We start from the raw sequence: 25,631 nt of genomic DNA on the forward strand, positions 1-25,631 counted from the left end.
CTCACACCTCCTTGAAAAATTTTTTTACCGCCATGGCCGCTATGAACAGGACCGCCATCGCAATGAAGAGATTTAGCGGCGTGACGTAATCCCTGAGGTAGATGTGACAAAGTCCGAGGGCAACGCCGACCGCAGTGCCCATGACGAAGCCGTTCAGGAGCCCGACGCCTAGCGACTCCCCCACGTTCATGACCACCTCTTCCTTGACCATCATCCCGGCGAGGAAACTGCCGATCACCCCTCCTATTATGCCGCCGATCATGCCAAGCGCCACGGCGAGCGCCATGCCCATCGGAAGGCCGAAGCTCAAGCCCCCTGCATGCGGCAGCGCCTCATTGAAGTGGATGGCCAGCGCGCCTATCGCCCCGCCCGAGCAGGAGCCGTAGACGAGCCAGCGCTTCTCCCTCATGAATCTTATGATTGCTTTCATAGCCGGAGATTATGCATAAAGCGACGAGCCTTGTCATCACCTACCGAAGCCTCACCAGCTCGTCCCACTTCTTCACCGGTTTCGATCTGGAGAGATACCAGATCTCCCTGTAATCCGAGCGCGGAACCTTGAGACCCAGTTTGTACCCGAAGAGCGTCTTGAGGTCGAACGTCTGCGAGTAATCCCTGATGACCAGGAACATGGGTCCCTTGTAATCGTACCCCCTCACCTTCTCCGCCTTCTTCTTGAGGATCTCCACCAGCACGCCCACGTGATCCTCTGCGGTTATAATGCCGTGGACCGAGGAGGGGTCGCGGCCCATGAACATCATCGCTTCCTTTTTGTCGTGGAATATGTGCGATATCTCCACGCCGACCGTCTTTCCGGAGATACGGTCTATGACCTCGAAGTCGGGCCGCTCGCGCTTCCTCAGAAACCTGAATTTGGTGCCCTTCCTGCGGTTGTAGAGCCGAAGAAAAAAGGTGAGCGCCTCACGCTCTATCCTCTCCTTCTCGTCGATGGTTGTCTTGAGCTCGATCATATGGCCGGATCTACATATTAAAAAACCCGCCGGATTTCAATGCCGGGATTTAAATGCAATAACCCTTGAGATGCTCCCTCCAAATGATAGTGTCGCTTTGCCGCATGCGGCAGGGAGGTGTGACATGACAGGAATCTTAGCATTCATCAGGCCGGGGCTCTGGGAGATCATCGTGATCCTCCTCGTAGTGCTCATCGTTTTCGGCGCAGGCAGGCTCCCGGCGATAGGCAAAGCCCTGGGCCAAGCTATCAGGGGATTCAAGAAGTCGATCAAGGACGAGGAAAAACCTTCATGCTAGGCATCGGATTCTGGGAAATCGTCGTCATCCTCGCAGTAGCGGCGATCGTGCTCGGCCCCGAGAGGATGGTCTCTGCCGCCAAAAAGTCGGGCAGCCTCTACGCAAGGGCGAGGAAGGGCATCGACGAGTTCAAGTCAGGGCTCGTCGATGCGGACGAGGGGGGCGACGGCAAGGGAACGCCATGAACTCCGAAAAGCTCAAGGACCCGCCGAGGCCCATCAAGGACCATCTTCGCGAGCTGAGGAGGAGGATCATCATCTCCGTCTCCGCCCTCCTGCTCGCCGGCGCGGCCTCCCTCTTCTTCTCCGACCGGATACTCGAGCTGCTCATGGCCCCGCTGGCGCGCGCGCTGCCCGCGGGATCGAGCTTCATAGCGCTCGGCCCAATGGACGCGTGGTTCGCGCAGATGAAGGCGGCGCTCGCTGCAGGCGCATTCGCCTCGTCGCCCGTCATCTTCTACCAGGCCTGGGCGTTCGCAGCGCCCGCGATAGGGAAGAAAGGCCGAAAGAAGATCGCGTTCGTCGCCGCTCTCTCGGCCGCGCTCTTCGCCGCAGGGGCGCTCGCCTGCTACGGTTTACTGCTTCCCTATGCTTTTGAATACTTCGTCGCCGTGGGCGCGGCAAGCAACGTCGCGATGATGCCCGGGATCAACGGCTACCTCGGCTTCATCCTGACCGCCCTCGTGGCCTTCGGGCTCGTCTTTCAGGTGCCGCTCGTCACTGCGCTGCTGGCGACGTGGGAGATCGTGCCGATCGAAAAACTGCGAAAAATGCGCAAGTACGTGATCGTGGCCGCGTTCATCCTGGCCGCAATCGCCACGCCGCCGGACGCGATCTCCCAGATCGCGGTGGCGATACCGCTCCTGGTGCTGTACGAATTGTCCATCCTGTCGGTGAGGATATTTCGTAGAAGCGCGTCCGATGATCAGGCAAAATCGGTGGGTTCGCCGCCCTCGTCGTCACCGCCGCTCTTGGAATCGTCGGTGCAGATCAAGAGGGAGATCGAGGGGGTATAATTATAGGAACGGACATATAATGATACAATGGCGAGCATCGCTGCGATAAACGCCACGATCAACCAGGGTGATTTATGTACGTTCCTGAACATCTTCCCTCCTTTTTTAAATCCCCCTTTCTGCAACTTTTTATATCTAACTCTCCAGCTTATATTTATAGCAATACTTGTGCCAAAAACCGCCGCCTGAGACACTGTTGTAACATTTCATAAAATATGGATATTTTATGAACGACCAAAGTTAAAAACCCTCCAGATGGGTATATTATTGAATGTGGCGTCAAAGATGCCGACAGATGCCCGTAAACAGAGAGCAAGGCGACGGACCTCTCAGGAAAACCTTTCATCATGCATGTCTGCCGTAAAAGAAGTCGGCAAACCAATAAAAATGGCGCCCAACCAGAGGCGCCATTTTTTGATAATCGTGGATCGAACTATTTGTAATGCTTCTTCATGACCTCGATGTCCTCCATGATCGCCTGCAGGTCCTCTTCGTGCTCCACTTCATCCGAGAGGATCGTGGTGACCATGTTGAAGGTCACGATGTCCTTGTCGCGCGTGAGGTCGAGCAGTTTCTGGTAAACGCCGATGGCGCACTGCTCGCCCTTGATGTTCTGAGCCAAGATCGCCTCCACGTACGGATCGGAAGGCGCATCGTAGCCGCAGTTGGTCCACTTGTACCACTCCTCGGGTTTGAGCAACGGAGTGCCGCCCAGCTGGATGATGCGGTCGGCGACGAGCCCCGCGTGCCGAAGTTCGTCCGCCGCGTGCTGCGTCAGCTCTGCCGCCGTGGCCTCGCGCATCGGACCTTTGACGACCTTGGCCCCGATGAAATACTGGTAGTAGGCAAGCCACTCGTCCGCATACGCTTTGTTGAGCAGATCCACGAGCTTTCCAACGTCCAGCCCCACTATCTCACGTCCCTTTGTCCCCATGGCTCCCTCCCCTTTCAAGTTTGTGTAAAATTACGATCCTGCTTAAGTCCTTGTCCCCAATCAAATAGAGGTAGGCGCGTCAATGAACACGGTCTTCACGCCGAACTTCTCCCTGAGGAGAGGCATGAGGGCGCGCACGCCCACGGTCTCGGTGGAGTAATGGCCGCCGAGGACTACGCTCACGTCAAGATCTCTGGCCTCGACCACGGATTCGTGCGGCATCTCACCGGTCAAAAAACAGTCGATCCGTTCCTTGACCGCATCCGCGAAGAGGCTCGATCCGCGACCGCTGACTATCCCCACGCTTCTGATCGACTTCTTTCCATACGGCAGGACGACACACCCATTGCGGATTCCTCTCTTGAGAACAGAGGCGATCCTGCGAAGCCGCACCGGGCGCTTAAACCTTCCCTTGTATCCTATGGTGATGCCGTGATAGCGACCGAATCTTTCTATACGGGTGAGCCCGAGCATACGCGCGAGCACTATGTTGTTGCCGTATTCAGGATGCATATCCAGCGGAAGGTGACAGGCGTAAAGCCCCATCCCGGCCCTCCTCAGAAACGCGACTCTCTTCGCAGTCACACCCGAGATATCCCTCTTTCCCCTCCAGAACAGGCCGTGATGCACCACGACGAGGTCGCAGCCCTGGCGAGCAGCCTTCTCAAAAACCGCGACGGAGGCATCGACCGCAAAGCCGATTTTTCTAACCTCCTTCGAGGTGCTTATCTGAAGCCCGTTGCGGGAGCTGTCAGGGATTTTTCTGATCCTGAGCTCGCTGCTTAGAAACCTCACTATGGATCCCAGCCTCGCCATCCGCTCACCTCCTCATGCCGCGCATATCAGCACATGAGACGAGCCTCGGTCAACAACCACAAAAGGAGCTCCCGGAGATTGTCCGTTTGACACATCTATTCAAATAAATTACTGACTTCACTGGTAAATTTCGTTCCCAGCTTCCAAGGAGGCAGAGATGAAAAAATCGATGATGTTCAAAGCGATCGTCGCGGCGTTGTCCGTCGCGATTGTATGCACAGCCTGCGGCGGCAGCGGAGGCGGAGGCGGAGGCGACAACACGCAGACCGCGCGGCTGAGGATCACGAACAGCTGCTCCTATGCGATCTGGATACAGCAGCAGAACATGCCCGCATCTACGCCCTCGGTCGTGAAAATCGAGCCCGGCTTATACTATGACTATGAAATACCTGAGGCGGGCCTGGCATCGACCAGGCTCTGGCCCAAGAAGGGCTGCGACGTCAACGGCGGGAATTGCGATATCGGCCAGAGCTCCGACCCCTGTCCTGCCGGGGGCTGTCCGCCGCCGGTCGACTCCAAGATAGAGGCCACGTGGGGATGCACCCTCTCCGATCAGACACAGTGCGGGTTCACGCCGCAGGGCGATCAGATGGTCGACACATACTGGAACGCCAGCGCGGTGGACGGATACACATTCCCGTTCACCATCACCGTAGCCGACAACACTCTCGATGATGAGAACGAGCCATGCAACAATGTCTCATGCAGCGGCCTCACCCTCGGGAGCTGCCCCACGGGCGACAACCTGAGCGCGGGGCAGAGCGGATCCAGCTATCCCGAGTATGCGAGCGAGGACCTCCGCGTGATGAACTCGTCGAGCGAGGTGATCGGCTGCTATTCTCCGTGCAAGAAATTCAACTACCCGACGTTCGACGGACTGGGCCTGAGCGAAACGAGCGACCCGACTGTCATGTACTGCTGCCCCACCCCCCCGATCACCTCGGAGGAGTGCAAGGCAGGCCCTGTGGTGAACACGGATTATGTAGCGGCAGTGCACTCGATGTGCGGGAGCAGCGTCTACGGCTATGCGTACGACGACACCCTGGGGCTGAGGCACTGCTCGGCAGCGACGAAGATCAGCATGACCATCGGTCCAAACTGTCCGTAAAAATGATTTCAGCGGCCGCGACGCCTGGCCTTCCCGCCGGAAAACTTATTCGCGCCATTGCTGCGGTGCGAATAGCGCTGATTTCGCTGCGAGGCGCCCCTCGCAGGACCGGATGAGCTGGTGGAACTGGCGGCGCTGGCAGAATGATACGCGTGATCCTCGCGCACCGGGACGTGTCGTTTCAGCAGACGCTCGATATCGCGAAGATAACCCTTCTCTGAAGCTGCGCAGAACGAGATGGCAAGCCCGGTTGCGCCGGCCCTGGCCGTGCGACCGATGCGGTGCACGTAGCTCTCCGGCTCGTTCGGCAGATCGTAGTTGACCACGTGGGAGATCCCGTCCACATCGATGCCGCGCGCCGCGATGTCCGTGGCCACGAGCACCCTGCAGCGCCCCCTGCGGAAGTCGTCCAGCGCCGCGGTCCGAGCGGTCTGCGACTTGTTGCCGTGGATGGCGCAGGCGTTTACCGAGGCCTGCCCCAGCTGTTTCACGAGCCTGTTCGCGCCGTGTTTGGTGCGCGTGAAGACGAGCGCGCGCTCCATGCCCGGCTCCCGGAGCAGATCCGAGAGCAGCGCACGCTTGTTGCCCTCGTCGACGAAAAGCACCCGTTCCTCGACCTTCTCCACCGTGGTCGCGGACGGGGCCACGGCGACCTTCACCGGGTCCTTGAGTATCCCCTCCGCGAGCTTCATTATATCCGGAGCCATGGTCGCCGAGAACAGGAGCGTCTGGCGCTGGACGGGGAGCTTTGCGATCACCTTCTTCATGTCGGGGAGAAAACCCATGTCGAGCATCCTGTCCGCCTCGTCGAGCACGAAGATCTCGACAGAGGACAGAGACACATGCCCCTGGCTCATGAGGTCCAGGAGCCTCCCGGGCGTGGCGACGAGCACGTCGACCCCGCGCGAGAGCGCCTTCACCTGCGGCGTCTGGCCCACCCCGCCGAACACGAGCGCGTGAGAGACGCTGAGGTGCCGTCCGTACGTCCTGAAGCTCTCACCCACCTGTGCGGCCAACTCGCGCGTGGGCGTGAGCACGAGAACACGCGCGCTGCGCGCGGGCGCCCTCTTCACCTTTTCCGCGAGCAGATGCAGGATCGGCAGCGCAAATGCCGCCGTCTTTCCTGTCCCGGTCTGCGCGCATCCTATCAGATCGCGGCCCATGAGCAGGTGCGGTATCGCCTGCGACTGGATCGGCGTGGGGTGCCGATAACCCTCTGCCTCCACGGCACGGAATATCGGCGCCGCGAGGTTCAACTCTTGAAACGTCTGGTTCTGCATCATCTTACATCCTTTTCTTCTGCGCCAAGGCGAGGCCTCGGCGCTGATTGTTCCGCGACCCTCGCGTCAGCGTATGTTGACGCGGACGCGCGCGTGTCGCAGATGGCCTACGCTAGGCGTCAATATGACGCCGATTTTGCAGGCTGTTTTTTTGGCGTGATTCGCAACAGGAGAAGAGACTTGAAGGGAAAAACTCTCTGCTGACTATTCCAAACCACCTTACAGGTGACGGCTTCTAGACGATCCTTCGACGGAAGGCAAGGACTTCCTTCGATTTATCAAGATTGTCTCGAACGACGACCTCTGACACACACTTATCGGCGTGCCCCTCTGGAAGTTGCTCGATATTTAAAGAGGCTTGTTCTTTATAGGTTATTCGACTAGGAATCGCCCCCATGCAAAAAGAAAAAAACATGCAGGAAGAGCTCACCCTCGTCGGCCAACACCCGGTGGAGACCACGCCTCAATCGTTCAAGACCTTGGGCCTCGACGGAGAGATCCTGAAATCAATCGGCCGCGTGGGATTCGAACATCCCACCCCGATCCAGTCGGCCGTGATCCCGCCTGCACTCCAGGGCAAGGACATCATTGGACTCGCGCAGACAGGCTCCGGCAAGACCGCTGCGTTCGTGATCCCGATCGCCTCCAAACTGCGGCACGGCAAGGGATTGCGCGGGCTCATCGTCTGCCCCACGCGCGAGATCGCGCTGCAGACAAAAGCGTTCCTGGACCTCTTCGGGAAACCGCACGGCCTCTCCACCTGCTGCGTGATCGGCGGGGTGAAGATGGGCCCCCAGATACGCGATCTCAAGGCCGGCGCAGACATAGTGGTCGCAACGCCCGGCAGGCTCGTTGACCACATGCAGCGCAAGAACGTCCGCCTGGATAAGGTCGAAGAGCTGGTGCTCGACGAGGCGGATCACATGCTGGACATGGGGTTCATGCCGCAGATCAGGAAGATACTGGAAAAACTCCCGTCCAGGCGGCACACCATGATGTTCTCCGCGACCATGCCCGAGGCCATCGAGCGCCTCGCGCGGCAGCACCTCTCCGATCCGCTGCGCATCGACATACTTCCCGAGGGACGCGCGGCCGAGGGGATAGAACACCGCCTCTACATGGTGGACGAGGCGGACAAAAAGAGATGTCTGCTCGCGCTGCTCCACCAGGAGCTGGGCGCCACACTGGTCTTCACTCGGCGCAAGCTCGACGCCGACTGGCTCTTCAGGGCGCTCGAGAAAGAGGGGCACCCCGTCACCAACATCCACTCCGACCGCACTCAGCGCGAGCGCACCGAGGCGTTGGACGGCTTCCGCCGCGGGCAGCACCGCATACTGGTCGCGACCGACATCGCCTCGCGGGGCCTGGACATCGCAGGCATCGAGCACATAGTGAACTTCGACATACCCCAGACCGTGGAGGAGTACATCCATCGCGCAGGCCGCACAGCGCGCATGGCGGCCAAGGGCATGGTCTCCACGATCGCAACGTGGCTGGACAAAGAGATGCTCAAGGAGATCGAGAAGACCATTCACCAGGAGCTTCCGCGCTGCTCCGTCGCCGGGGTCGAGCCATACGTTGAAATGAAGGTCAGGCCGTTCGGCAGGCGCGCGAGGCGGAGGAGATAGGCCGATCGAGATGAAGAGATCCTGGCACGTCTACATAATATCGTGCAGCGACGACACTCTGTACACAGGCATCACTAATGATCTCGCGCGCCGCATCAAAGAACACAACGACGGCATCGGATCCAAATACACAAGGCCCAGGCGCCCGGTTCAGCTCGTCTACATGGAGGGAAGGGACAGCCGCTCGGCGGCCGCAAGGCGCGAGGCGGCGATCAAGGGCCTCACGAGGCAGGAGAAGATTAAACTATGTGCGAAAGCCGTCACCACCATATCGTCTGAATGATCATTCCCGCAGCCACGCCCACGGCATAGAGGACGACGAACACGCGCAGGATATCCGCAATGCTCTTGTTTTCCCGGATGAGGACGAGCAGGCCTAAGCCCGCGCCGGTCGACAGCCCGGCCATGGCGGCGCCGAAACCGATCGCGCCCTTGAGAAACGCCTGCGTTATGACCACGGAAGCCGCGCAATTCGGGATCAGGCCGACCAACGCGACCAGCGCCGGCTGCGCCGGAGAGCCCTTGAGAAAGAGCCGGCCTATATTATCCTCGCCGACGTGATGCAGCACGAGGCCCAAAGCGAAAGTGGTGGCGAATACGAAGATGAACACGGTCAAGGTGTGCCTGAGCGGATGCAGTATAAGGTCTCGCCTGCGCCGGCCTCCTGCAACATCGTGGCTGCAGCAGCCCGGCTGCTCCCCGCAGGTGTGGTCGTGGCCGCAGGACTCATGCGCGTAGCGATGCCCGCGGAAAACCAAATCGACTCCGTATCCGCCGGCGAGCGCGATGACGATCTTGCCTAGGACCAGAGGAAGAACGATCGGCATGCTGGCGGGCTGCGACATGATGACCGGAATCGCCTCATCGGAAGTGGCGAGGAATATGGCGATCAGGGTGCCCAAAGTCACAAGCCGTTGCGAATAGAGCGCCGCCCCCACCACTGAGAATCCGCACTGCGGCAGGAGTCCGAAGGCCGTGCCGAAGAGGGGCCCGAATCGATGGGCGGCCACGATCTTTTTGCGGACCGCGCCGCCGTAACGGTACTCCAGAAGCTCTATCGCGAAGTAGATAGCGAACAACAGCGGCAACATCCTGAGGGTTTCCATCAAGGCGTGTTCGAGCACCTCTCCCATATCCTATCCACCTTATTGATTCTGGCGATTGAATACCAGGATCTTCTCAGCCGTCTCGAAGATGATCTTCATCTTGTTGTTGCCGATGAGCGACTGCACGACGCCCCGCCCGAACACGGGATGATCGATCACGTCCCCTTGAGCGAACTCCGCACTCATCTCATACGGCTTCGCTTCGCCCTTCGCCCCGGTGACCGCTTCATTCCACATCACCCCAACGGCGACGCCGGCCTTCTTGGACGCGCGCTTCGCCCCGGGTTTCTTTGCGGGCCCTTCCGGATCCCGATACTTGTGAGTGGAGGAGCAGGTGCTGCACTTGCACTTATCGACCTTCCCCGCCTTGTTCATGGAGACGATGATGTGCCCCATGGCCATCTTGCACTTTCCGCAATAGGAAAGGATCTCCTTGCCCAATCCGATCTCGTTGTCATTGCTCATAGATTATCATCTCCTTATCCGCTTTCGATTCAGGCGTTTGACGTGATTCAATGCTTCAGGAAAAAAGCCAAAAGTGTATAACTTACAACCCTTCGGAAAGCAAGCGCTTTTCAAGCACTCAATTGTTGATGTGTAATATCTTCGCGCCGTCGAAACCGTTGAATTTGGTGGAGGAGGCCACGCTGTACGCGCCTATGTTTTCCGTGTAGAGGAAATCGCCGATCATCAAATCGGCAGGCAGCTGTTCCGACAGAGATATTTTGTCGAAGCTGTCGCACGTCGGACCCACGACCGCGCAGACTTCGGTCTTCCCCCCCTTGAAGGCGTGGAAGTTCGGTATCCAGTGGTCGTAGACCACGCCGGAATAGGTGTGATACACGCCGTCGTTGATGTGGTAGAAGATCTTGCCGTCGCGCCGCGCCTTGCCGATGATCTCAGAGACCAGCGTGGCCGCGGTCGCGACCATGAATCTCCCGGGCTCCGCTATGATCTCTGCGTCCTTGGGGAAAAGCCTGTCGCATTCCGAGTTCAAAATATCCGCGAGCTTTGCGAACTGAGGCACCTGTGCATCGTATGGCGCCGGGAATCCGCCGCCGAGGTCCACGATGTTCACTTTGTGGCCCTTCTTGCGCGCGTCTGTGAAAAGTTCGGCGGCGAGCGACAATGCCGATACGTAGTTGTCGAAATTCGTGCACTGGCTCCCGACGTGGAACGACAACCCCTCCACAGTGAGGCCTAGGTCAAACGCCTCCCCGATCAGGGCAGCCGCCTCTGCCGGGTCCGCGCCGAACTTGGAGCCCATCTCCACCTGCGATCCGGTGTCAGGGACCTTCAGCCGCAGGACCAGCCCCGCGGTGTCGCAGTGCTCCTTTATCTTCTTGAGCTCGTCGCGGTTGTCGTAGGTCATCAGCGGCTTGTACTTCCTTATCTTCCGGAGCGTCTCGCGGTCCTTGATGGTGTTGGAGAAGATGATCTTGTCCCAGATGTAGAAGTCCTTCTCCTTCTCCTCAAAGAGCAGGAGGTACTCGTAGATCTGCATGAATTCGTTGTAGGAGGCCACGTCGAAACTCGCCCCTTCCTTGAAGAGGGTCTTGATTATCTCCTGGTTCGAGTTTGCCTTGACCGCGTAGTAGCACTGAACGCGCGGAAGATGCTTCTTGAAGGCGCGGTAGTTCTCGCGGATCTTCTCATGGTCGACGATAAAGAGGGGGGTGCCGTGGTGTTTCACCAGATCCATAAGTCTGTCCTTCATGTTTCCCTCCTGCTAGGCACCAAGTTTTCTGATGAGCCCCCTGAGGTGCTCGACCTCTTTGTTGTTCTCGAGATACGACTCGATCAGCTTTTTGCGAAGTTCGCCGCCGCGATCATAGAGCCTCTTCTGCTTCTTGGGTTTCGCCGTCTGGATGGCGTAGGCGGCCAGGATGGGCAACGCCACCGTCACGTCGAGATATGCGGTGACCGTTTCCTCGAGTTTGGTGGGGTCTATCTTGCCCCAGCTCGCCGCCTCAGAAGGGGGAGCGCCCGAGAGCCCGCCGGTGTCGGGTCTCGCGTCCGTTATGTTTATGTCGTAGTCCTGACCCACCTCCGGGATCATGAGCACTTCCTGAATCTGCGGCTCGGTCTGGAGCATGAAGTTCTTCGGGCTCCCGCCGCCGATGAGGATCACGCCGGTCTTGCCCTTCTCATATCTCTTGGCGTTGAGGATGATGGCCGTGGAGTCGTTGACGTCGATGCTCGGGTTGATCTTGAGCTTGAACTTGCCCAGGAGACCCGATGCCTCTGCGAGCAGCTCCACACCCGCCACGTTCATGCCGATGGTCGAGTCGCCGGGCGAGGAGGTGAAGACCGGGATGCCGTTGCGGTACGCAGCCGCCACGATGCTCACCTGGCCTGTATTGTTCTTCCTCTCGTACTCATCGAGGAGCTTGCCGAGGTGGTGATAGAACTCGCGCGTGCCCATCTCCTTCTGGAACTCGGGGCGAACGAGCATCTCGCGAAGCCTGCGGTCGGTCTCCATCAGCACGTCCTCGTAATCGAAGAGGATGTCGTAGATGCGCGTGACGCCCTTGTCCCGAAGGTCCGCATCGTTCACGTTGTGGCTGCCGCGAAACATCGGCAGATTGAACGCGAAATGGATGTCGTGGTACATGTTCGCGCCGGTCGCCACGAGCCAGTCCACGAAACCGTGGTTCATGAGCGGGATGACGGCGGACGGCCCGAGCCCGGCCGGTGTAAGCGCGCCTGCGAGGCTCATCCCCACGGTCACGTCCTCCTTGGAGTAACGGTCCTTCAGGAGGTGGCAGGCGGCCCTGAGCCTGCCGCCGTTGTATGCATCCATGTTGTCGACGAGCTTCACGATGTCCGTGGCGCTCGAAATCGGCTCAGGCAGAATCCTTTTCCCGGACAGGTACTTGGCCTTGCCCGGACAACCTTGCTTCTTATGTTCCATTTTTCTCCCCCGCTTTGCCTAAATCGTTGAAATGAGGGACGCGTATAACGTGACAACACATTGAAAACAAGAGAAAATACGAAAAAACAGAGACGAACGAAAAAGGCCCGGCGCAGGGCCGGGCCTTATCGATCATATCATTAATATGCGACCTATTCCGTGCAGGTAGAGCAGTCCGAAGAGACTGCGCAGACCTGCTCGGTGGCATCGATAGTGATGGTCGTGGTGCCACTGCAGGTGGTCTCAGGATCTGCGCCTGAAGTGCCAACTCCTATGAACCCCAGATTATCCAGAAGCGCCGTCCCGGTCACTCCGCCCGTGAGCGCAAGCGAACCAACAAATGCCCCCGTGAACTCCACGCTGGAGAAGCTCGCTCCCACGCCGCTTGCCGAACCCGTCACAGTGGAGGTCGCCGTGCCGTTCATCGTGACAGAGTAAGGCGTGGAGCCCACCGTCACCGTGCGCTGGCAATCGCTGAAGGTAAGCGTCATGGTTCCGACAAACTGACTGCAGGTCCAGCTTGTCAAAGGGTCGCCGGTGCACTCGGCAGTCGTATTGCCGACGACGGCGATCGTGCCCGCATCACAAGCATGGGTGACGTTGATCGCCCCCTCGTAGGAATCCTTTGCCGCAGAATCCTTCACCACCATCGCAGCAGGAGCCATATTCGCAAACCCGTTCTGAGCGCCTTCGCCTGCCGCAGACATCGCCTCGTTTGCTGCTGCGGACGAAGCCGCCTTGGTAGCATCCGACGTGGGTGTGGGCGTAGGACCGCTGCTGCCGCTGCCTCCGCAGCCAGCGAAGACAAATGCCGCCATAAGGCCAAACAATATCGACTTTTTCATAGTTACCCCCCCTTGTTGGGGTTATGGATAACACTTTTCAAAATGAACGGCAACCATTGATAGCACCTTGATAAATAAGAAAAACCCAACCGATCCGTCATAAAAATTCACATAATACGACCCATGCCGACGAACATCGCCATAATGGCAATATTAATTATTCCTTGAAAAACCATATTTTCGTAATAGCATGCCTTTCGCAAATCACAGCCGCCCCTAAAATGAGGTGGGCAGGGAGGACATATGGCGAACAAAGAGAATCGGAACACCGGGAAGACAAACACTTTTATGAACATCTCGGACCAAAAGGTATATGAGGCGATCAGGAAACGCGCCTATGAGTTATATTGCAAGCGAGGTCGGACTCACGGCAACGACACGAAGGACTGGCTCGAGGCCGAGAAACAGGTCAAGAAAGAGCTGGGAGCCGGACGCTAATTTTGCATCATCCCAGATGCAGTTTGAATCGCTTGAAAGCCATCGTGACCGAAACGACCGCTATCAGAAACAACGCCCCCGTGTGAGTGAACAGGACCCAGTAGTCCCCTCCCTTGAGCATGATGTTTCTGAGCAAAGTCGAGTAATACATCAGGGGGTTGAACGCAGCCACGATCTTGAGCGGAATCGGCATGTTCTCGATCGGAAAGACGATCCCGGCGAGCATGATCGCAGGCAAAAGAAAGATGAAGCTCGCCATCATGGCCTGCTGCTGGCTGCGCGCCGCCACTGAGAGCAGCGTCCCTATGCTCACCGTCGTAATCAAAAAAAATGCCGTGGCGACCGCGAGCCACAGGTAAGAACCCCGCATCGGCACGTCGAATCCGGCCACCGCAACAAAGAAGATGAACGGCAGATTGACGCAGCCCAAGATGATATAAGGAATGGTTTTTCCGAGCAGTATCTCGGTGACGGACACGGGCGCCGATATAAGCGTCTCGAAGGTGCCTATCTCCTTCTCCTTTGCTATGGACATGCTCGTCAGCATGATCGTTATGATGCATATGAGCATGCACAACACCCCTGGGACCAGATTGTATGACGTCATCATCTCGGGGTTGTAAAGTATCCTCGTCGCAAATTCTATCGGCTTCGATCTTGTGCTCGAAGGCTTGGTCTGCGCCTGCCGCGCGAAGTCGATCGATTCCGGTTTGCCCACTCGGGCATTGACCTCTTTCCCCAATATCCCGACAAGATAGCTGTTGATCGCCCTGGCGCGCACCAGGTCCGAACCGTCGATAACCGCCTCCAATGATCCCTCGCCGCGCTCGAACGCCTTGGTGAGCCCGCCCTCGGGCGCGTACAGCTCGGCATCCACTCTCCCGCTCTTGAACTTTGCGATGTCCTCGCCGACCATCTCCTCATTGCCCGCAGCCGGTGTGAACCAGCCGCTGGCCAAAGCATCCCGTTTCACGTCCCTGAGAAGGGGATCGTTGGCCATGGGCCTCGCGTAGAGTTTTATGTTCTTCACGTCGCTGTTGAGCGCCAACCCGAATATCGTCAGCTGAATCACAGGCATCACGAACAGGAGAAATTTCATCCGCGGATCACGCAGCGCCTGCCTGAGCTCCTTCTTCACGAATGCGCGCAAAAGTTCGAACATGTCAGCTCTCCAGAGTCCTCTTGAACCTCTTCGTCGCTGCTAAAAACAAGGCCGTCCCCAGCACGATCATGGCTATGAACGGTCCGATGAGATCGGAAAACGACGCGCCCTTCAGATAACAGGCGCGGCAGATCGTCATGGTCCAGCGCGCCGGGAACAAGCCGGTGAACAGCTGCCACCCTCTGTCCATGTTCTGGATGGAGAAAATGAAGCCCGACAGGAGGATCGACGGCATATACCCGGAGATGATGCTCATCTGCATCGCTATCTGCTGATTCTTGGCGACCACCGAAATAAGCAGCCCCATAGAGAGATACGCGCCTATGAAGAGGAGGCATCCCAGGACGTAGGCTGAATAGCTTCCGGTGAATGGAACGCCGAAGACCATGCGAGCCGCAACGTAGATGAAGACCAGGGCCACGAGCCCCAGAGCCACGTAAGGCAGGAGTTTCCCCAGAATGATCTCCGAAGGCTGCGTGGGGGTAGAGAGCAGAAGCTCCATCGAGCCGGTCTCCCATTCGCGCGCGACGGTGAGGGACGTTAGCAATATCGACAATATGGCAAGGATCACGACTGAGAGCCCGGGGACTATGAACCAGGAGCTCTTTTGCTCGGGATTGAACAGAAATCGCGGCATCAGCTCCGCCGTCTTGAGCGGTCTCCGAGGCGTGATCGATTCGGCGAGCTGTTTGTTCAGCGCCGATTCTATCCCGGCCACGTATCCCGAGACGAGGCCCACGGTGGTGACGTCCGCGCCGTCCAACAGGATCTGCGCCTCGGCGCCGCGGCCGTTGAACAAGTTTTCCTCAAACTTGTGCGGTATGATCAGCGCAATCTTGGATTGGTCGCGCGACAACGGACGGTCTGGGAAAGCTATCAGAGGATTGATCTTGTTGATCAGAAAATATTTGGAATCCATGAATTTCTGGTAAACGACCCTCGACGTCTGGCTCATGTCCGCATCAAAGACCGCCATTCGCACGTCGTGCATGTCGAAGTCGATGGCGAATCCGAACATGATCGTGAGGAAGACGGGTATGGCCAACGCCACGATTAGGGTGAACGGGTCGCGGAGGATGTGTCTGACCTCCTTGCGCGCGACCGCCCTCGCCCTCCTGAATTGAAACGATCCCTTCATCTCTCTCTGCTCCCTACGATCCGTATGAAGACGTCCTCCAGCGACGGTTTGATCTCACTGTGGAGGAAACCGGGCAAAAGCCCATTCATGTATGTCTCAAAGGCCTTGGGATCCTTGGTCATCGCGTGATACCGCATGCCGAAGGTCTGGAGCTCATCCATGAATTCCTGCGCCCGCAGGGAGTCCTGCCAGCCGTCCGGCGCATCCGGCGACGGCGTGATCTCGAAGATCGGCGACGTAAAGGTCCGCGCCTTGAGCTCCGCGGGAGATCCCAGTGCAACCAGTTCGCCCGCGCTCATGAGGGCCACGCGGCCGCACTGCTCCGCCTCATCCATGTAATGGGTCGTCACGAAGACAGTTTTGCCGGAGGACTTCATCCTGCCGATCAGATCCCAGAAACGCGACCGGGCGTGCGGCGTCACCCCTGCGGTCGGTTCGTCGAGGAATACTATCTCCGGATCGTGGATGGTCGCTGCGACCAGCGCGACCTGCTGCATGACGCCCGCCGGGAGATCCTTGACCATGGTGTAGAGCGGCCTATCAAGCCCTATGAATCCGATCAGCTCTTTTATCCTGGATTCTATGACGTCGTCGGCAAGCCTGCGTAGTTTGCCTGTGAAGCGCAGGTTCTCTTCGATCGTCATGTCGCGATAAAGCGTGAACTTTTGCGACATGTAGCCCACTCGAGACTTCACGGCCATCGGATCCATGATGGGATCCGCGCCGGCCACCGTGACGGAGCCGGCGGTGGGAGGAAGCAGGCCGCACAGCACCCTGATCGTGGTGGTCTTGCCGGCCCCGTTGGCCCCCAGAAAACCGAAAATCTCTCCGCGCACAACCTCGAACGAGACCCCTTTCACGGCCTTGAAGTCGCCGAACGCGACGATGAGATCCCTGACGGAGACCGCATTCTCGTTCATCTTCCGCTCCGCGCGAGATAGAACTCGTCAAAGCTCGCAACACCGGCGTCCGCCAGGAGTTTCCTGGGCTCGCCGCTGGCGAGGTGTTTTCCCGCATCGAGGAGGTGGGCTTCATGGCAGCGCTCGGCCTCGTCCATGTACGCCGTCGAAATGATGATGAGTATCCTCTTGAGGGAAAGCTCGTAGAGCAGATCCCAAAATTCGCGTCTGCTGATGGGGTCGACGCCGTTGGTCGGCTCGTCCAGCAAGAGCACCTTCGGCTGCTGCAGCAGAGCGCACATGAGACCCAGCTTCTTGTACATCCCGCCCGACAGCTCCCGCGCCCGCCGCTGCTGGAATTTCTCCAGCCTCGTCAACTCCAGCAGGCGTTTTCTCTGCTCCGCGTAGTCTTCCTTTGAAAGACAGTAGAGCTCCCTGAAAAATTCGAGATGCTCCTCGACGGAGAGATCGGGATACAGGCTCTGGCTCCCGGGCATATATGAGACTTCGTTGCGCAGCGCCCAGTAATCCTTCGACTCGCCGTCGTCTTTCCATACGATCGTGCCTTCATCGCGCGAGAGCAGCTCCATCAGGACGCGCAGGAGCGTGGTCTTGCCCGCGCCCTCGGCGCCTATCAGACCGTGCAGCTTACCCTCGGTGAAGTCGATCGTCACCCTGTCCAGGGCGCGATGCCCCCCCAGCGTCTTGGATACGCCCTTGAGCTCGATTGCAACAGGCATAGGATGTCCCGTCACCGCTTCAGAGGAGTGAATCTGACTTCGATCGGCATCCCCGGCTTCAGAAGGTTCTCGCTGTTGTCAAAGCGGATCTTGACGCCGTACACCAGGCGGGTTCTCTCTTTCCTCGTCTGGACGTTTTTCGGCGTGAACTCCGCCTCATCCTTGATGTGGATTATCTTGCCTGCGATGCGCTTGTCGTTGAGTTCCGGCAGAAAGCCGGTCACGTCCTGGCCGATGGAGAGGCTGACCAACAGGGGCTGATCGACGTACACATAAGCCCACACGTCGGTGAGGTCCCCCATGGCCATGAGTTTCGTCCCGGTGTAGACATAGTCGCCGCCCTCGTGGAACTTGGTGAGTATCGTGCCGTCTATGGGGGCGCGGACGGTGCACCAATCTATATTCCACATCCAGTTTTTATAGTTCCTCTCGTAGACATCATATTGCTCCGGCGACATGTTGCCGGTGGCCAAAAGTTTCTTCGCGCGCTCATAGTCCTTGGTGCTCTTGTCCGCGTCCACTTGGATGTCCTCGCACGTAAGACGATAAAGCACGTCTCCCTGTTTCACGATGTCGCCCTCGTCGCGCACCCTCTCTGCGATCTGCGAGGTGACGCGCGGCGCCACGTCCACCTCAGTGACCTCGATCGTGCCCACATAGATGGACTCCCCGGTGGGGATCAGAAAGAACACCGCCGCGGCGATAGCGATGACGGCCACCGCAACGTAGCGCTTATGCTCCTTGATCTTCCTCTTGAGGTCGCCTGATTTCAGTTTGTTCATCATCGGGACGCTCCATCGCTTTCAGCCAGGGAGAGCAGTCTTGATATCTGCAACGCAAGCTCCGCATCCGTCTGGGCCGAAGCCACCTTGGCGGAGAGGGCCTTCACATTCGCCCTCTGAACATCCAGGAATATCACCCTGCCCGCCTGGAAAGAATCGTAAGTCAACCTCGCCACCTCCACCGCATCTCTCACCGCCTTCACATTGGCCCCGCGCAATTCCTTCAGGGTCATGATCCGTTCCTTTATCCGCGAAGTATCGCGCGAGAGATCTATCGCAGTCTGCTTTTTTTGTTCCTCGGCCGAATACGCCTGATACCTTCTGCTCCGGGTTTCCTTGCTTATCATGCCCCAGTCCAGGATCGGCAGATTGAGGCCGAGGGTCGCCTTGTTCTGCTGGATCGTCGTGTTGTCGCCGAGGTTGGGATATTGGTACGTTGCGGAGCCCTGCATCACGACCTTGGGCCAATGCCTGGCGCTGGAGCTCTTGGCCGCGAGCATAGCGGCCTCTCGCTGGTCCGCAAGCGCCTTCACTTGAGGATGAGACTCCACATCCACGCTGGCATCGGATCGCGGAAGCAGCACATTGAGCACCGCCTTGATGGGCTCGACATTCAGAGAATCGGGGTTCTCTTTCTCCGGATCGAAACCCAGCGCGGCGACCAGCGTCCGCTGCGCCAGACCTAGCGCCCCCTCGGCCTCGTCGAGGTCGCGTTCACGGTCGACCACCTCCTGGTGAGCCACCGTGAGATCGAGCAGATCCGCGGTCCCCACCTTCTTCTTCTCAGAGACATCGGCATATTGCGCCCGAGCGAGGGAGAGCGCCTCTTTCACCAGCCTCACCTCCTCGCTCGCCAGCTGCACGTCTATGTAAGCCGAGCGAACGCCCAAGAGGACCTGCCGGGTGCTGTAGTCCAGATTGTTGTCTTCGGAATCCGCTATCTTTTCGAGACTCTTGGCCTGGTTCGTGATCTGCCCCGTATCCCATACGACCCAGTCGACCACGGGTCCCGTGGACCAGCTGACATGATCCCCTACTTTTTGAGTCAACCCCAACTGAGGTACGGAGATCTCTCCGATTTTGGAGACGAACGTGCTGTCCGCCCCGAACCTGAGGCTTGGGTATCGCTTCACCTTTTGCGCAAAGGCATCGTCCTTGGCCGAGTCCACGACGTACTTCTGCGACCCGATCTGATGCGAATTCCTGATAGCGGTCTCTTCGGCATCTTTGAACGAGATGAACGATTTTTGCAGCGCCTCGTCCGCAGCAAAGCAAACGCCGCAAAAGAAGAGTTGCACAACAACGATGAGGAACGCTTTTCGCATCATTAGGGACCACGGTTAAAATTGGACAATATTTCCAATAGTTTAGGTGAAGAGTCAAGCATATAACCTCACCCATCAGATCCGGACGAGATGAAAAAATCAAACGACCTCTTCGGGAGATAATGGACGAATCCACTTCATCAGATGACAGCTTGGCCCTCCCTGACGTTGCTGAGCTTTTTCCTTTCTCCCTTGTTGCAACTGTGATAGCTGCAGGCACCAATGCCGCGCCCCAAAAAACTCTTACTCATCGCCCCTGCAAGCCTGGAAGTCCAAAAAGCGAAAGGAAAATACGCGCATCACCTCGGCCTCGCAATGGTGGCGGGCCTCGCCACGCCCTTTTTCGACGAGATCCGGATCGTGGAGGAGACCTTCGAACCGCTGGACCTGAACGAGACCGCGGACCTCGTCGGCATCACGATGATGACCTGCCAGGCGACGCGCGGGTATGAACTCGCGGATCACTTCCGCAAGAGGGGCATCCCGACCATCTGCGGGGGAAGCCACGCCTCGTTCATGGTCGCGGAATGCACGCAGCACTTCGATGCACTGGTCGTCAATGAGGCCGAGCTGGTGTGGCCCCAGATCATGGCGGATTTTCAAGCAGGGGCGCTCAAACCGGTCTATCGCACGGACTCCTTCATCGATCTGAAAGATTTGCCGATGCCCCGCAAGGACCTTTTCTTAAAGGGGCACACCACGCTCAACACGCAGGTGCTGCAGACCAGCCGCGGCTGCCCGCTGGGCTGCAATTTCTGCACGGTGACGAAGATGTACGGCAGCACGCATCGGACCCGTCCCGTGGAGCACGTCGTGGAGGAAATCAAGCGCTTCCCCTCGCGCATCTTCTTCTTCGTGGATGACAACATCTTCTTCACGAAAGAATACGCCTACAAGCTTTTCGAAGCGCTGATCCCGCTGAAGATCAAGTGGGGGTCGCAGGGCTCGCTGGAGATGATCGCGCGCGACGAAAAGTTGCTGAAACTCGCCGCCGATTCCGGCTGCATCAGCCTCTTCGTGGGCATCGAATCGATCGAACAGGAGATCCTGAACCTCGCGAATAAGTCGTTCAACAAGGTCAAGAATTATGAGGCCCACATCCGCAAGATCACGCGGGCGGGGATCAACCTGATCGGCGCCTTCATGTTCGGCTTTGACCAGGACACGAAAGAGACTCTCAATAAGGTATACGATTTTGCCATGCACAACCGATTGGCGCTGGTGAACACCGGGATCATGACCCCCTTCCCCGGCACCGCTTTTTACGACAAGGCGCTGCGCGATAAGAGGATCTTCGATTTCAACTGGGAGCACTACACGGGCGCCAATCTCGTATGCCACCATCCGACGATGAACCAGGAAGAGATAGAGGCAATACACCTTCGCTTTCCAAAGCGGTTTTATTCGTGGCGCTCGATCCTCACGCGTTTCTGGGCCAACAGGGCCCAGCCCCTCTACTACCTCATCATGAACCTCTCCCACTGGTGGCGGGCCCACAATCGCAAACCCGATGCGGCCTGCGAATACGCCTCATAAAACTTCAAAATTCCGGAGACATTGAAAAAAGCCTCCTTTTGGAGGGCTTTTTTATTGCATGGCTTTCCGCCCCGAGTTGGTATAGGAGGGCGGTCATGCACAAGACCGCCAAAACGGAAAAACTTAGGAATATCGCCATTATAGCCCACGTCGATCACGGCAAGACGACGCTCGTGGATTTCATGCTCCGGCAGAGCGGCACCTTCCGCGATAACCAGTCTGTGGAAGAACGCGTCATGGACAGCATGGACCTGGAACGCGAGCGCGGGATCACGATCGCCTCTAAGAATTGCTCCGTTTCCTGGAAGGGAATCAAGATCAACATCATCGATACCCCGGGACATGCGGATTTCGGCGGCGAGGTGGAGCGCGGCCTCAAGATGGTGGACGGCGCCATCCTGCTCGTGGACGCCTCCGAAGGCCCTCTGCCTCAGACGCGCTTCGTGCTCAAGAAAGCGCTCGAGGCAAACCTCAAGATCATCGTGGTCATCAACAAGATCGACCGCAAGGACGCGCGGCCGCAGGAGGTCCTGAACGAGGTCTATAGCCTATTCATCGACCTCGACGCGAACGACGACCAGATCGACTTCCCGGTCCTCTATGCGATCGGCCGCGACGGCATCGTGCAGGAGAAGCTCTCGGAGGCGGGAACGGACTTGGCGCCGCTCTTCGACGCGATCCTCTCCGAGGTGCCGCCGCCGCGCTACGATCCTGCCGAGCCGTTCCAGATGCTCGTGACGAATCTCTCCTATTCCGACTACATGGGGCGACTCGCGATCGGCCGCATCTTCAACGGCACCGCATTGAAGAACGACGCGCTGGTGTGCATAGGAGAGGACGGAAGTCCAAGGCCGCTCAAGGTGACGGGCCTGCAGGGGTTCTCGGGAATCCAGGTGCATGAGGTCGAGGCGGTCGTGCCGGGCGACATCGTCATCCTATCCGGCATCGATCATGTCGACATCGGCGACACGATCTGCACCGAGGATTCTCCCAAGCCGCTGCCCCGCATCACGGTCGACGAGCCCACGGTCGCAATGAGGTTCATGTGCAACACCTCGCCCTTCTCCGGCCGCGACGGCCAGTACGTCCAGTCGCGCATGATCCTGGAGCGGCTGGAAAAGGAATGCCGGCTCAACGTGGCGCTGCGCGTGGAACCGGGCGAGAACGCCCAGACCTTCATCGTCAAGGGGCGCGGCGAATTCCAGATGGCCATCCTCGTGGAGACGATGCGGCGGGAGGGCTTCGAGCTCGCCGTCGGCCGCCCTCAGGTGCTCATGAAGGAGGCGGGTGGAGTGCTCTGCGAGCCGATCGAGCACCTCTATATCGACATCCAGGAAGAATTCACAGGGACCGTGACCGAGAAGCTCTCGCGGAGGCTCGGCCGCATGATCAACATGGTGAACCACGGGACCGGCCGCGTTCGCCTCGAGTTCTCCATCCCGTCGCGAGGCCTCATCGGCTACCGCAACGAGTTCCTGACGGACACCAAGGGGACGGGCCTCATGAATTCGTACGTGCAGGGCTACGAACCCTTTCGCGGGGAGCTGACTGGCAGGGTCGCCGGGACGCTGGTGGCGGATCGCACAGGCAAGACCGTGCCGTACGCGCTCTTTCACCTGGAGCCGCGCGGCGCTCTCTTCGTGGAGCCGGGGGTCGAGGTCTACGAGGGGATGATCGTCGGCGAGCACAATCGTTCAAACGACCTGAACGTGAACCCGTGCAAGGAGAAGAAACTCACCAATCTGCGCTCGGCCGGCCACGACGAGAACATCATCCTCTCGCCGATCCTGCCGATGACGCTGGAGCTGGCGATCGAATTCATCCGCGACGACGAGCAGGTGGAGGTGACGCCCAAGAACATCCGCCTGCGCAAGAACATCCTCCCCGCCAACCAACGAAAGTGAAATCAAGAAATAAGTGCCGTGTCCCGGGAAGCACCCCATCATCAGCAAATACACGTCCCGCCGGAGCCCGCAGGGACCACTGCCATAAAGTGACCGTGTGGCAAGGGCCTGCTGATACCATAAACCGAAAACACCGTCCTGCCGGTTTCAACCAGCCCGGCTTCCGAGGGGATGGAATGATCATTGCCAATATCCATCAAGACGCGTACATATCTGTCTCACCTCGTCAGAAGTTGCTCTTTAACCGAAACATCAGGAGGAGATCGTATGGAAACCGGCACCGTCAAGTTTTACAATGAAGCGAAGGGTTTTGGATTCATCACGCCCGACAACGGCGGAAAAGATCTCTACGTGCACTCCACCGCCGTACAGAACGGACCGATCAAAGAGGGCGACAAAGTCGAGTTTGAGATCGGCCAGGGTGAAAAAGGTCCTCGCGCTGAAAAAGTCAGCCGTAAATAACGAGGGCGTCAAACCTGACCGTCTCAGATATCCCCGGAAAACACGTTGGGCGGGAGCCGCAAAGCCCCGCCCAAGTGGTTTCATATGAAAATCTCAACCCGTAAAATTCTTTTCACTGTTTTCTTTTTCTCCGGGTTCTGCGCCCTTTTATATCAGGTGATCTGGGTAAGGCTGGCCTATGCCTCCTTCGGCATAATAACCCCCGTGCTGTCCGTCGTCATCTCCGTCTTCATGCTCGGCCTGGCAATCGGCAGCTGGGGCGTAGGCAGGTGGATCAAAGGATGGACGTCGCGCGCCAGGATATCCGCAATATATTTCTACGCCCTGGCCGAGTTCCTCATCGGAGTGAGCGCATTCGCCGTCCCGTGGATGTTCGCGCTCGGAGAACGCCTCCTACTGCCGATGGGCGAAACCGACTCAGGCTACTATCTCCTCGTGTCCGCGCTCGTGATCGCCGCGTCCCTTCTCGGGTGGTGCATACTCATGGGCGCCTCATTCCCGCTGGCGCTCGCCTTTGAGAAGGAGCAGACGAGATCCAGCGAATCGAACTTCAGCTTCCTCTACCTCGCAAATGTCATAGGCGCCATGTGCGGCACCATTCTGACCACCGTCGTTCTGATCGAATGGCTTGGATTCAAAAGCACCCTGATGGTCGCGGCGACGGCGAATTTCCTGATCGCCCTCGTCGCGGTCTGGCTGGGGATCAGGCATCCCTTGCGTTCGCCTGCCGAAATCCCCGACCAACGCAAGTCCACTGCCGCTGCTGCGCAGCCCTCCGCCGGCGGGAGCACGCTCCTGTACGCGGTCCTCTTCACCACAGGCTTCTGCTCCATGGCGCTGGAGGTTGTATGGATCCGCGCCTTCATCCCAATACTGAGGACATCTGTTTATGCATTTGGAGCCATATTGTTCATCTATCTTCTCTCAACCTGGATAGGCTCCTATTTCTATCGAAGGAATCTTGCCGGATCCAAGCTGGCGTCCAACGTTGCGCTCTTGGCCGCGCTGTCCGTGGCGGTCCTCTTGCCCGTGGTCGTGAACGACCCCCGGATCCACAAGGGCGTTCCGTGGATACTGCTCAGCATCGCGCCGTTCTGCACGCTGCTCGGCTATCTCACCCCGCGGATCATCGACGACATGTCCCATGGCGCCCCGGATCTTGTGGGGCGGGCCTATGCAGTCAACCTGTCAGGCTGCATACTCGGCCCCCTCTTCGCCGCATACCTCCTGCTGCCTGCGACGGGCGCCCGGATCTCCATGGTCATCCTCGCCCTGCCGTTCCTCTTCCTGTGGGTCCTGTTCCTGAGGTCATGGTCGGGCAGAAAAACCCTGGCTGCGACGACCGGCATCCTTCTCTGCTGCACGCTGCTGGTTTCAATCCGTTATTCCAAAAGCTACGAGGAGGGGGCAGGCCTTCTGGATCAGAAGGTGCGCCGGGATCACACGGCAACGGTCATCACCGGGACAGAAATAATCGATGAGAACAACTATGCCAAGGCACTCCTCGTGAACGGTGTGAGCATCACAATGGTGACACCCATAACGAAGGTGATGGCGCATCTGCCACTCGGACTCCTGACGAAAAAACCGGAATCCGCACTGGTGATCTGCTTCGGCATGGGGACGACCTTCCGCTCAGCCATGTCGTGGGGGATCGACACCACCGCCATAGAACTCGTGCCCAGCGTGAGGGACGCATTCGGGGATTTCTTCGCCGATGCCGCGGAACTCATGCAGGATCCCCGCGGCCACATCATAGTGGACGACGGCAGGCGCTATCTCATGAGGACGGAAAAGACATTCGACGTGATAACCATAGACCCGCCTCCCCCTGTGGAGACCGCCGGATCGAGCCTTCTGTACTCGACTGAATTCTACGACCTGATGAAGAAACACCTCAAACCGGGCGGAATGGTCCAGCAATGGCACCCCGGCGACCGGGAGGAGTCCTTCCAAGCAGTGGCAAGATCGCTGGTCGAATCCTTCCCCTACGTCGCGGCGTTTTACTCCATGGAGAACTGGGGCACACACTTCATAGCTTCGATGTCACCGATCGTCATCCCGCCGGTCGATGTGTTCATCAGCCGCCTTCCGGAGGGTGCAAGGAAGGACCTCCTCGAGTGGAAGTGGGGGCAAGAGCCGATCGAGACGTACGTGGCGAACATCCTTTTCAGGAGGTTGGACCTCGATGAACTGCTGAATCCTGACAGGGAAATCCTGATAAGCGACGACAGACCGTTCAACGAATATTTCGTGCTGAGGAGATATTTTCCCCGTTAATGCAGCCGGTGGGCAATAAAAAACTCGTCTGTCGCGCCCGCCATTTCGCT

The 25,631-nt window shown here is 58.3% G+C and carries 27 protein-coding genes; 11 read left to right on the plus strand and 16 right to left on the minus strand.

The window, feature by feature from the left end; genetic code table 11:
- Position 1: 1 nt before the first annotated feature.
- Entirely contained in the window at positions 2–430 is a 429-nt protein-coding gene (locus WC683_00570) for a hypothetical protein (protein ID MFA4971073.1), read from the minus strand.
- 40 nt (positions 431–470) lie between these two features.
- Positions 471–971: a hypothetical protein gene (locus tag WC683_00575; protein MFA4971074.1), complete on the minus strand. Its 501-nt coding sequence runs from the start codon at positions 969–971 to the stop codon at positions 471–473.
- A 124-nt stretch (positions 972–1,095) separates the two neighbouring features.
- On the opposite strand from WC683_00575, the gene tatA reads away from it, so the two are divergent.
- Genes tatA through tatC form a run of 3 tightly spaced genes read left to right on the plus strand, consistent with a single transcriptional unit; the run spans position 1,096 to position 2,284 of the window.
- The gene (tatA, locus tag WC683_00580; GenBank protein ID MFA4971075.1) at positions 1,096–1,269 is read left to right on the plus strand and encodes a twin-arginine translocase TatA/TatE family subunit; all 174 of its coding nucleotides are present in this window, start codon (positions 1,096–1,098) and stop codon (positions 1,267–1,269) included.
- Complete coding sequence (locus WC683_00585; protein ID MFA4971076.1) at positions 1,263–1,454, plus strand: twin-arginine translocase TatA/TatE family subunit; 192 nt, start codon at positions 1,263–1,265, stop codon at positions 1,452–1,454. Before tatA ends, WC683_00585 begins: the two co-directional genes overlap by 7 nt.
- Complete coding sequence (gene tatC / locus WC683_00590) at positions 1,451–2,284, plus strand: twin-arginine translocase subunit TatC (GenBank protein MFA4971077.1); 834 nt, start codon at positions 1,451–1,453, stop codon at positions 2,282–2,284. The genes WC683_00585 and tatC overlap by 4 nt, the downstream gene beginning before the upstream one ends.
- Positions 2,285–2,717: 433 nt before the next feature.
- Here tatC and WC683_00595 read toward each other — a convergent pair whose 3' ends face one another.
- Together WC683_00595 and WC683_00600 are read right to left on the minus strand one after the other, a co-directional pair.
- Positions 2,718–3,218, minus strand: coding sequence for a ferritin-like domain-containing protein (locus WC683_00595; protein ID MFA4971078.1), 501 nt, complete (start codon positions 3,216–3,218; stop codon positions 2,718–2,720).
- Between the two features lie 60 nt (positions 3,219–3,278).
- Positions 3,279–4,034, minus strand: coding sequence for a Nif3-like dinuclear metal center hexameric protein (locus WC683_00600; GenBank protein ID MFA4971079.1), 756 nt, complete (start codon positions 4,032–4,034; stop codon positions 3,279–3,281).
- Positions 4,035–4,191: 157 nt separating this feature from the next.
- Here WC683_00600 and WC683_00605 point away from each other — a divergent pair, with 157 nt between their 5' ends.
- Positions 4,192–5,142: a hypothetical protein gene (locus WC683_00605; protein MFA4971080.1), complete on the plus strand. Its 951-nt coding sequence runs from the start codon at positions 4,192–4,194 to the stop codon at positions 5,140–5,142.
- Positions 5,143–5,150: 8 nt separating this feature from the next.
- Here the strand turns inward: WC683_00605 and WC683_00610 are convergent, their stop codons facing one another.
- Positions 5,151–6,425 carry a DEAD/DEAH box helicase gene (locus WC683_00610; GenBank protein ID MFA4971081.1) on the minus strand — a complete coding sequence of 425 codons (1,275 nt, stop codon included), beginning with the start codon at positions 6,423–6,425 and terminating at the stop codon, positions 5,151–5,153.
- A 392-nt stretch (positions 6,426–6,817) separates the two neighbouring features.
- Between WC683_00610 and WC683_00615 the strand changes: the two genes are divergently transcribed.
- Together WC683_00615 and WC683_00620 are read left to right on the plus strand one after the other, a co-directional pair.
- Positions 6,818–8,050 (plus strand): DEAD/DEAH box helicase, encoded by a 1,233-nt coding sequence (locus tag WC683_00615; GenBank protein ID MFA4971082.1) that lies wholly within the window; start codon positions 6,818–6,820, stop codon positions 8,048–8,050.
- 10 nt (positions 8,051–8,060) lie between these two features.
- Positions 8,061–8,333: a GIY-YIG nuclease family protein gene (locus WC683_00620; GenBank protein MFA4971083.1), complete on the plus strand. Its 273-nt coding sequence runs from the start codon at positions 8,061–8,063 to the stop codon at positions 8,331–8,333.
- Here WC683_00620 and WC683_00625 read toward each other — a convergent pair.
- The 5 genes from WC683_00625 to WC683_00645 all read right to left on the minus strand — a co-directional run bounded on the left by WC683_00625 (position 8,311) and on the right by WC683_00645 (position 12,915).
- Positions 8,311–9,183 (minus strand): putative manganese transporter, encoded by an 873-nt coding sequence (locus WC683_00625; GenBank protein MFA4971084.1) that lies wholly within the window; start codon positions 9,181–9,183, stop codon positions 8,311–8,313. The two genes, WC683_00620 and WC683_00625, sit on opposite strands and share 23 nt — an antisense overlap.
- 12 nt (positions 9,184–9,195) lie before the next feature.
- Positions 9,196–9,621 carry a hypothetical protein gene (locus tag WC683_00630; protein MFA4971085.1) on the minus strand — a complete coding sequence of 142 codons (426 nt, stop codon included), beginning with the start codon at positions 9,619–9,621 and terminating at the stop codon, positions 9,196–9,198.
- Positions 9,622–9,739: 118 nt separating this feature from the next.
- Positions 9,740–10,873 (minus strand): type III PLP-dependent enzyme, encoded by a 1,134-nt coding sequence (locus WC683_00635; GenBank protein MFA4971086.1) that lies wholly within the window; start codon positions 10,871–10,873, stop codon positions 9,740–9,742.
- 12 nt (positions 10,874–10,885) lie between these two features.
- Positions 10,886–12,070, minus strand: coding sequence for a deoxyhypusine synthase (gene speY, locus WC683_00640; protein MFA4971087.1), 1,185 nt, complete (start codon positions 12,068–12,070; stop codon positions 10,886–10,888).
- Positions 12,071–12,222: 152 nt separating this feature from the next.
- Complete coding sequence (locus WC683_00645) at positions 12,223–12,915, minus strand: hypothetical protein (GenBank protein MFA4971088.1); 693 nt, start codon at positions 12,913–12,915, stop codon at positions 12,223–12,225.
- Between the two features lie 243 nt (positions 12,916–13,158).
- On the opposite strand from WC683_00645, the gene WC683_00650 reads away from it, so the two are divergent.
- The gene (locus WC683_00650; GenBank protein ID MFA4971089.1) at positions 13,159–13,353 is read left to right on the plus strand and encodes a DUF2934 domain-containing protein; all 195 of its coding nucleotides are present in this window, start codon (positions 13,159–13,161) and stop codon (positions 13,351–13,353) included.
- A gap of 7 nt (positions 13,354–13,360) precedes the next feature.
- Here the strand turns inward: WC683_00650 and WC683_00655 are convergent, their stop codons facing one another.
- From WC683_00655 to WC683_00680, 6 genes are read right to left on the minus strand one after another with little or no spacing between them, the layout of a single operon-like run.
- Positions 13,361–14,515, minus strand: coding sequence for an ABC transporter permease (locus WC683_00655; protein MFA4971090.1), 1,155 nt, complete (start codon positions 14,513–14,515; stop codon positions 13,361–13,363).
- A gap of 1 nt (position 14,516) precedes the next feature.
- A complete protein-coding gene (locus tag WC683_00660) occupies positions 14,517–15,653 on the minus strand; it encodes an ABC transporter permease (GenBank protein MFA4971091.1) in 1,137 nt (378 codons plus the stop codon).
- Positions 15,650–16,573 carry an ABC transporter ATP-binding protein gene (locus tag WC683_00665; GenBank protein ID MFA4971092.1) on the minus strand — a complete coding sequence of 308 codons (924 nt, stop codon included), beginning with the start codon at positions 16,571–16,573 and terminating at the stop codon, positions 15,650–15,652. Before WC683_00665 ends, WC683_00660 begins: the two co-directional genes overlap by 4 nt.
- Positions 16,570–17,292 (minus strand): ABC transporter ATP-binding protein, encoded by a 723-nt coding sequence (locus WC683_00670; GenBank protein ID MFA4971093.1) that lies wholly within the window; start codon positions 17,290–17,292, stop codon positions 16,570–16,572. Before WC683_00670 ends, WC683_00665 begins: the two co-directional genes overlap by 4 nt.
- An 11-nt stretch (positions 17,293–17,303) precedes the next feature.
- Positions 17,304–18,077: an efflux RND transporter periplasmic adaptor subunit gene (locus tag WC683_00675; protein ID MFA4971094.1), complete on the minus strand. Its 774-nt coding sequence runs from the start codon at positions 18,075–18,077 to the stop codon at positions 17,304–17,306.
- A complete protein-coding gene (locus tag WC683_00680; GenBank protein ID MFA4971095.1) occupies positions 18,074–19,402 on the minus strand; it encodes a TolC family protein in 1,329 nt (442 codons plus the stop codon). Before WC683_00680 ends, WC683_00675 begins: the two co-directional genes overlap by 4 nt.
- Positions 19,403–19,621: 219 nt before the next feature.
- Here WC683_00680 and WC683_00685 point away from each other — a divergent pair, with 219 nt between their 5' ends.
- From WC683_00685 to WC683_00700, 4 genes are all read left to right on the plus strand, one after another.
- On the plus strand, positions 19,622–20,935 hold the full coding sequence (locus tag WC683_00685; GenBank protein ID MFA4971096.1) for a radical SAM protein: 1,314 nt from the start codon (positions 19,622–19,624) through the stop codon (positions 20,933–20,935).
- A gap of 95 nt (positions 20,936–21,030) precedes the next feature.
- Entirely contained in the window at positions 21,031–22,839 is a 1,809-nt protein-coding gene (gene typA, locus WC683_00690; GenBank protein MFA4971097.1) for a translational GTPase TypA, read from the plus strand.
- A gap of 267 nt (positions 22,840–23,106) precedes the next feature.
- A complete protein-coding gene (locus WC683_00695) occupies positions 23,107–23,301 on the plus strand; it encodes a cold-shock protein (protein ID MFA4971098.1) in 195 nt (64 codons plus the stop codon).
- A 156-nt stretch (positions 23,302–23,457) separates the two neighbouring features.
- Positions 23,458–25,581, plus strand: a complete 2,124-nt coding sequence (locus WC683_00700) for a fused MFS/spermidine synthase (GenBank protein MFA4971099.1) — start codon at positions 23,458–23,460, stop codon at positions 25,579–25,581.
- Positions 25,582–25,631 lie beyond the last annotated feature (50 nt).

This window comes from bacterium (assembly GCA_041648665.1).
Classification (GTDB): Bacteria; UBA10199; UBA10199; order 2-02-FULL-44-16; family JAAZCA01; genus JAFGMW01.

Coding starts and splice junctions, on each gene's coding strand:
- WC683_00570 (MFA4971073.1), bottom strand. CDS start 430: ATGAAAGCAATCATAAGATTCATGAGGGAGAAGCGCTGGCTCGTCTAC.
- WC683_00575 (MFA4971074.1), bottom strand. CDS start 971: ATGATCGAGCTCAAGACAACCATCGACGAGAAGGAGAGGATAGAGCGT.
- tatA (MFA4971075.1), top strand. CDS start 1,096: ATGACAGGAATCTTAGCATTCATCAGGCCGGGGCTCTGGGAGATCATC.
- WC683_00585 (MFA4971076.1), top strand. CDS start 1,263: ATGCTAGGCATCGGATTCTGGGAAATCGTCGTCATCCTCGCAGTAGCG.
- tatC (MFA4971077.1), top strand. CDS start 1,451: ATGAACTCCGAAAAGCTCAAGGACCCGCCGAGGCCCATCAAGGACCAT.
- WC683_00595 (MFA4971078.1), bottom strand. CDS start 3,218: ATGGGGACAAAGGGACGTGAGATAGTGGGGCTGGACGTTGGAAAGCTC.
- WC683_00600 (MFA4971079.1), bottom strand. CDS start 4,034: ATGGCGAGGCTGGGATCCATAGTGAGGTTTCTAAGCAGCGAGCTCAGG.
- WC683_00605 (MFA4971080.1), top strand. CDS start 4,192: ATGAAAAAATCGATGATGTTCAAAGCGATCGTCGCGGCGTTGTCCGTC.
- WC683_00610 (MFA4971081.1), bottom strand. CDS start 6,425: ATGATGCAGAACCAGACGTTTCAAGAGTTGAACCTCGCGGCGCCGATA.
- WC683_00615 (MFA4971082.1), top strand. CDS start 6,818: ATGCAAAAAGAAAAAAACATGCAGGAAGAGCTCACCCTCGTCGGCCAA.
- WC683_00620 (MFA4971083.1), top strand. CDS start 8,061: ATGAAGAGATCCTGGCACGTCTACATAATATCGTGCAGCGACGACACT.
- WC683_00625 (MFA4971084.1), bottom strand. CDS start 9,183: ATGGGAGAGGTGCTCGAACACGCCTTGATGGAAACCCTCAGGATGTTG.
- WC683_00630 (MFA4971085.1), bottom strand. CDS start 9,621: ATGAGCAATGACAACGAGATCGGATTGGGCAAGGAGATCCTTTCCTAT.
- WC683_00635 (MFA4971086.1), bottom strand. CDS start 10,873: ATGAAGGACAGACTTATGGATCTGGTGAAACACCACGGCACCCCCCTC.
- speY (MFA4971087.1), bottom strand. CDS start 12,070: ATGGAACATAAGAAGCAAGGTTGTCCGGGCAAGGCCAAGTACCTGTCC.
- WC683_00645 (MFA4971088.1), bottom strand. CDS start 12,915: ATGAAAAAGTCGATATTGTTTGGCCTTATGGCGGCATTTGTCTTCGCT.
- WC683_00650 (MFA4971089.1), top strand. CDS start 13,159: ATGGCGAACAAAGAGAATCGGAACACCGGGAAGACAAACACTTTTATG.
- WC683_00655 (MFA4971090.1), bottom strand. CDS start 14,515: ATGTTCGAACTTTTGCGCGCATTCGTGAAGAAGGAGCTCAGGCAGGCG.
- WC683_00660 (MFA4971091.1), bottom strand. CDS start 15,653: ATGAAGGGATCGTTTCAATTCAGGAGGGCGAGGGCGGTCGCGCGCAAG.
- WC683_00665 (MFA4971092.1), bottom strand. CDS start 16,573: ATGAACGAGAATGCGGTCTCCGTCAGGGATCTCATCGTCGCGTTCGGC.
- WC683_00670 (MFA4971093.1), bottom strand. CDS start 17,292: ATGCCTGTTGCAATCGAGCTCAAGGGCGTATCCAAGACGCTGGGGGGG.
- WC683_00675 (MFA4971094.1), bottom strand. CDS start 18,077: ATGATGAACAAACTGAAATCAGGCGACCTCAAGAGGAAGATCAAGGAG.
- WC683_00680 (MFA4971095.1), bottom strand. CDS start 19,402: ATGATGCGAAAAGCGTTCCTCATCGTTGTTGTGCAACTCTTCTTTTGC.
- WC683_00685 (MFA4971096.1), top strand. CDS start 19,622: ATGCCGCGCCCCAAAAAACTCTTACTCATCGCCCCTGCAAGCCTGGAA.
- typA (MFA4971097.1), top strand. CDS start 21,031: ATGCACAAGACCGCCAAAACGGAAAAACTTAGGAATATCGCCATTATA.
- WC683_00695 (MFA4971098.1), top strand. CDS start 23,107: ATGGAAACCGGCACCGTCAAGTTTTACAATGAAGCGAAGGGTTTTGGA.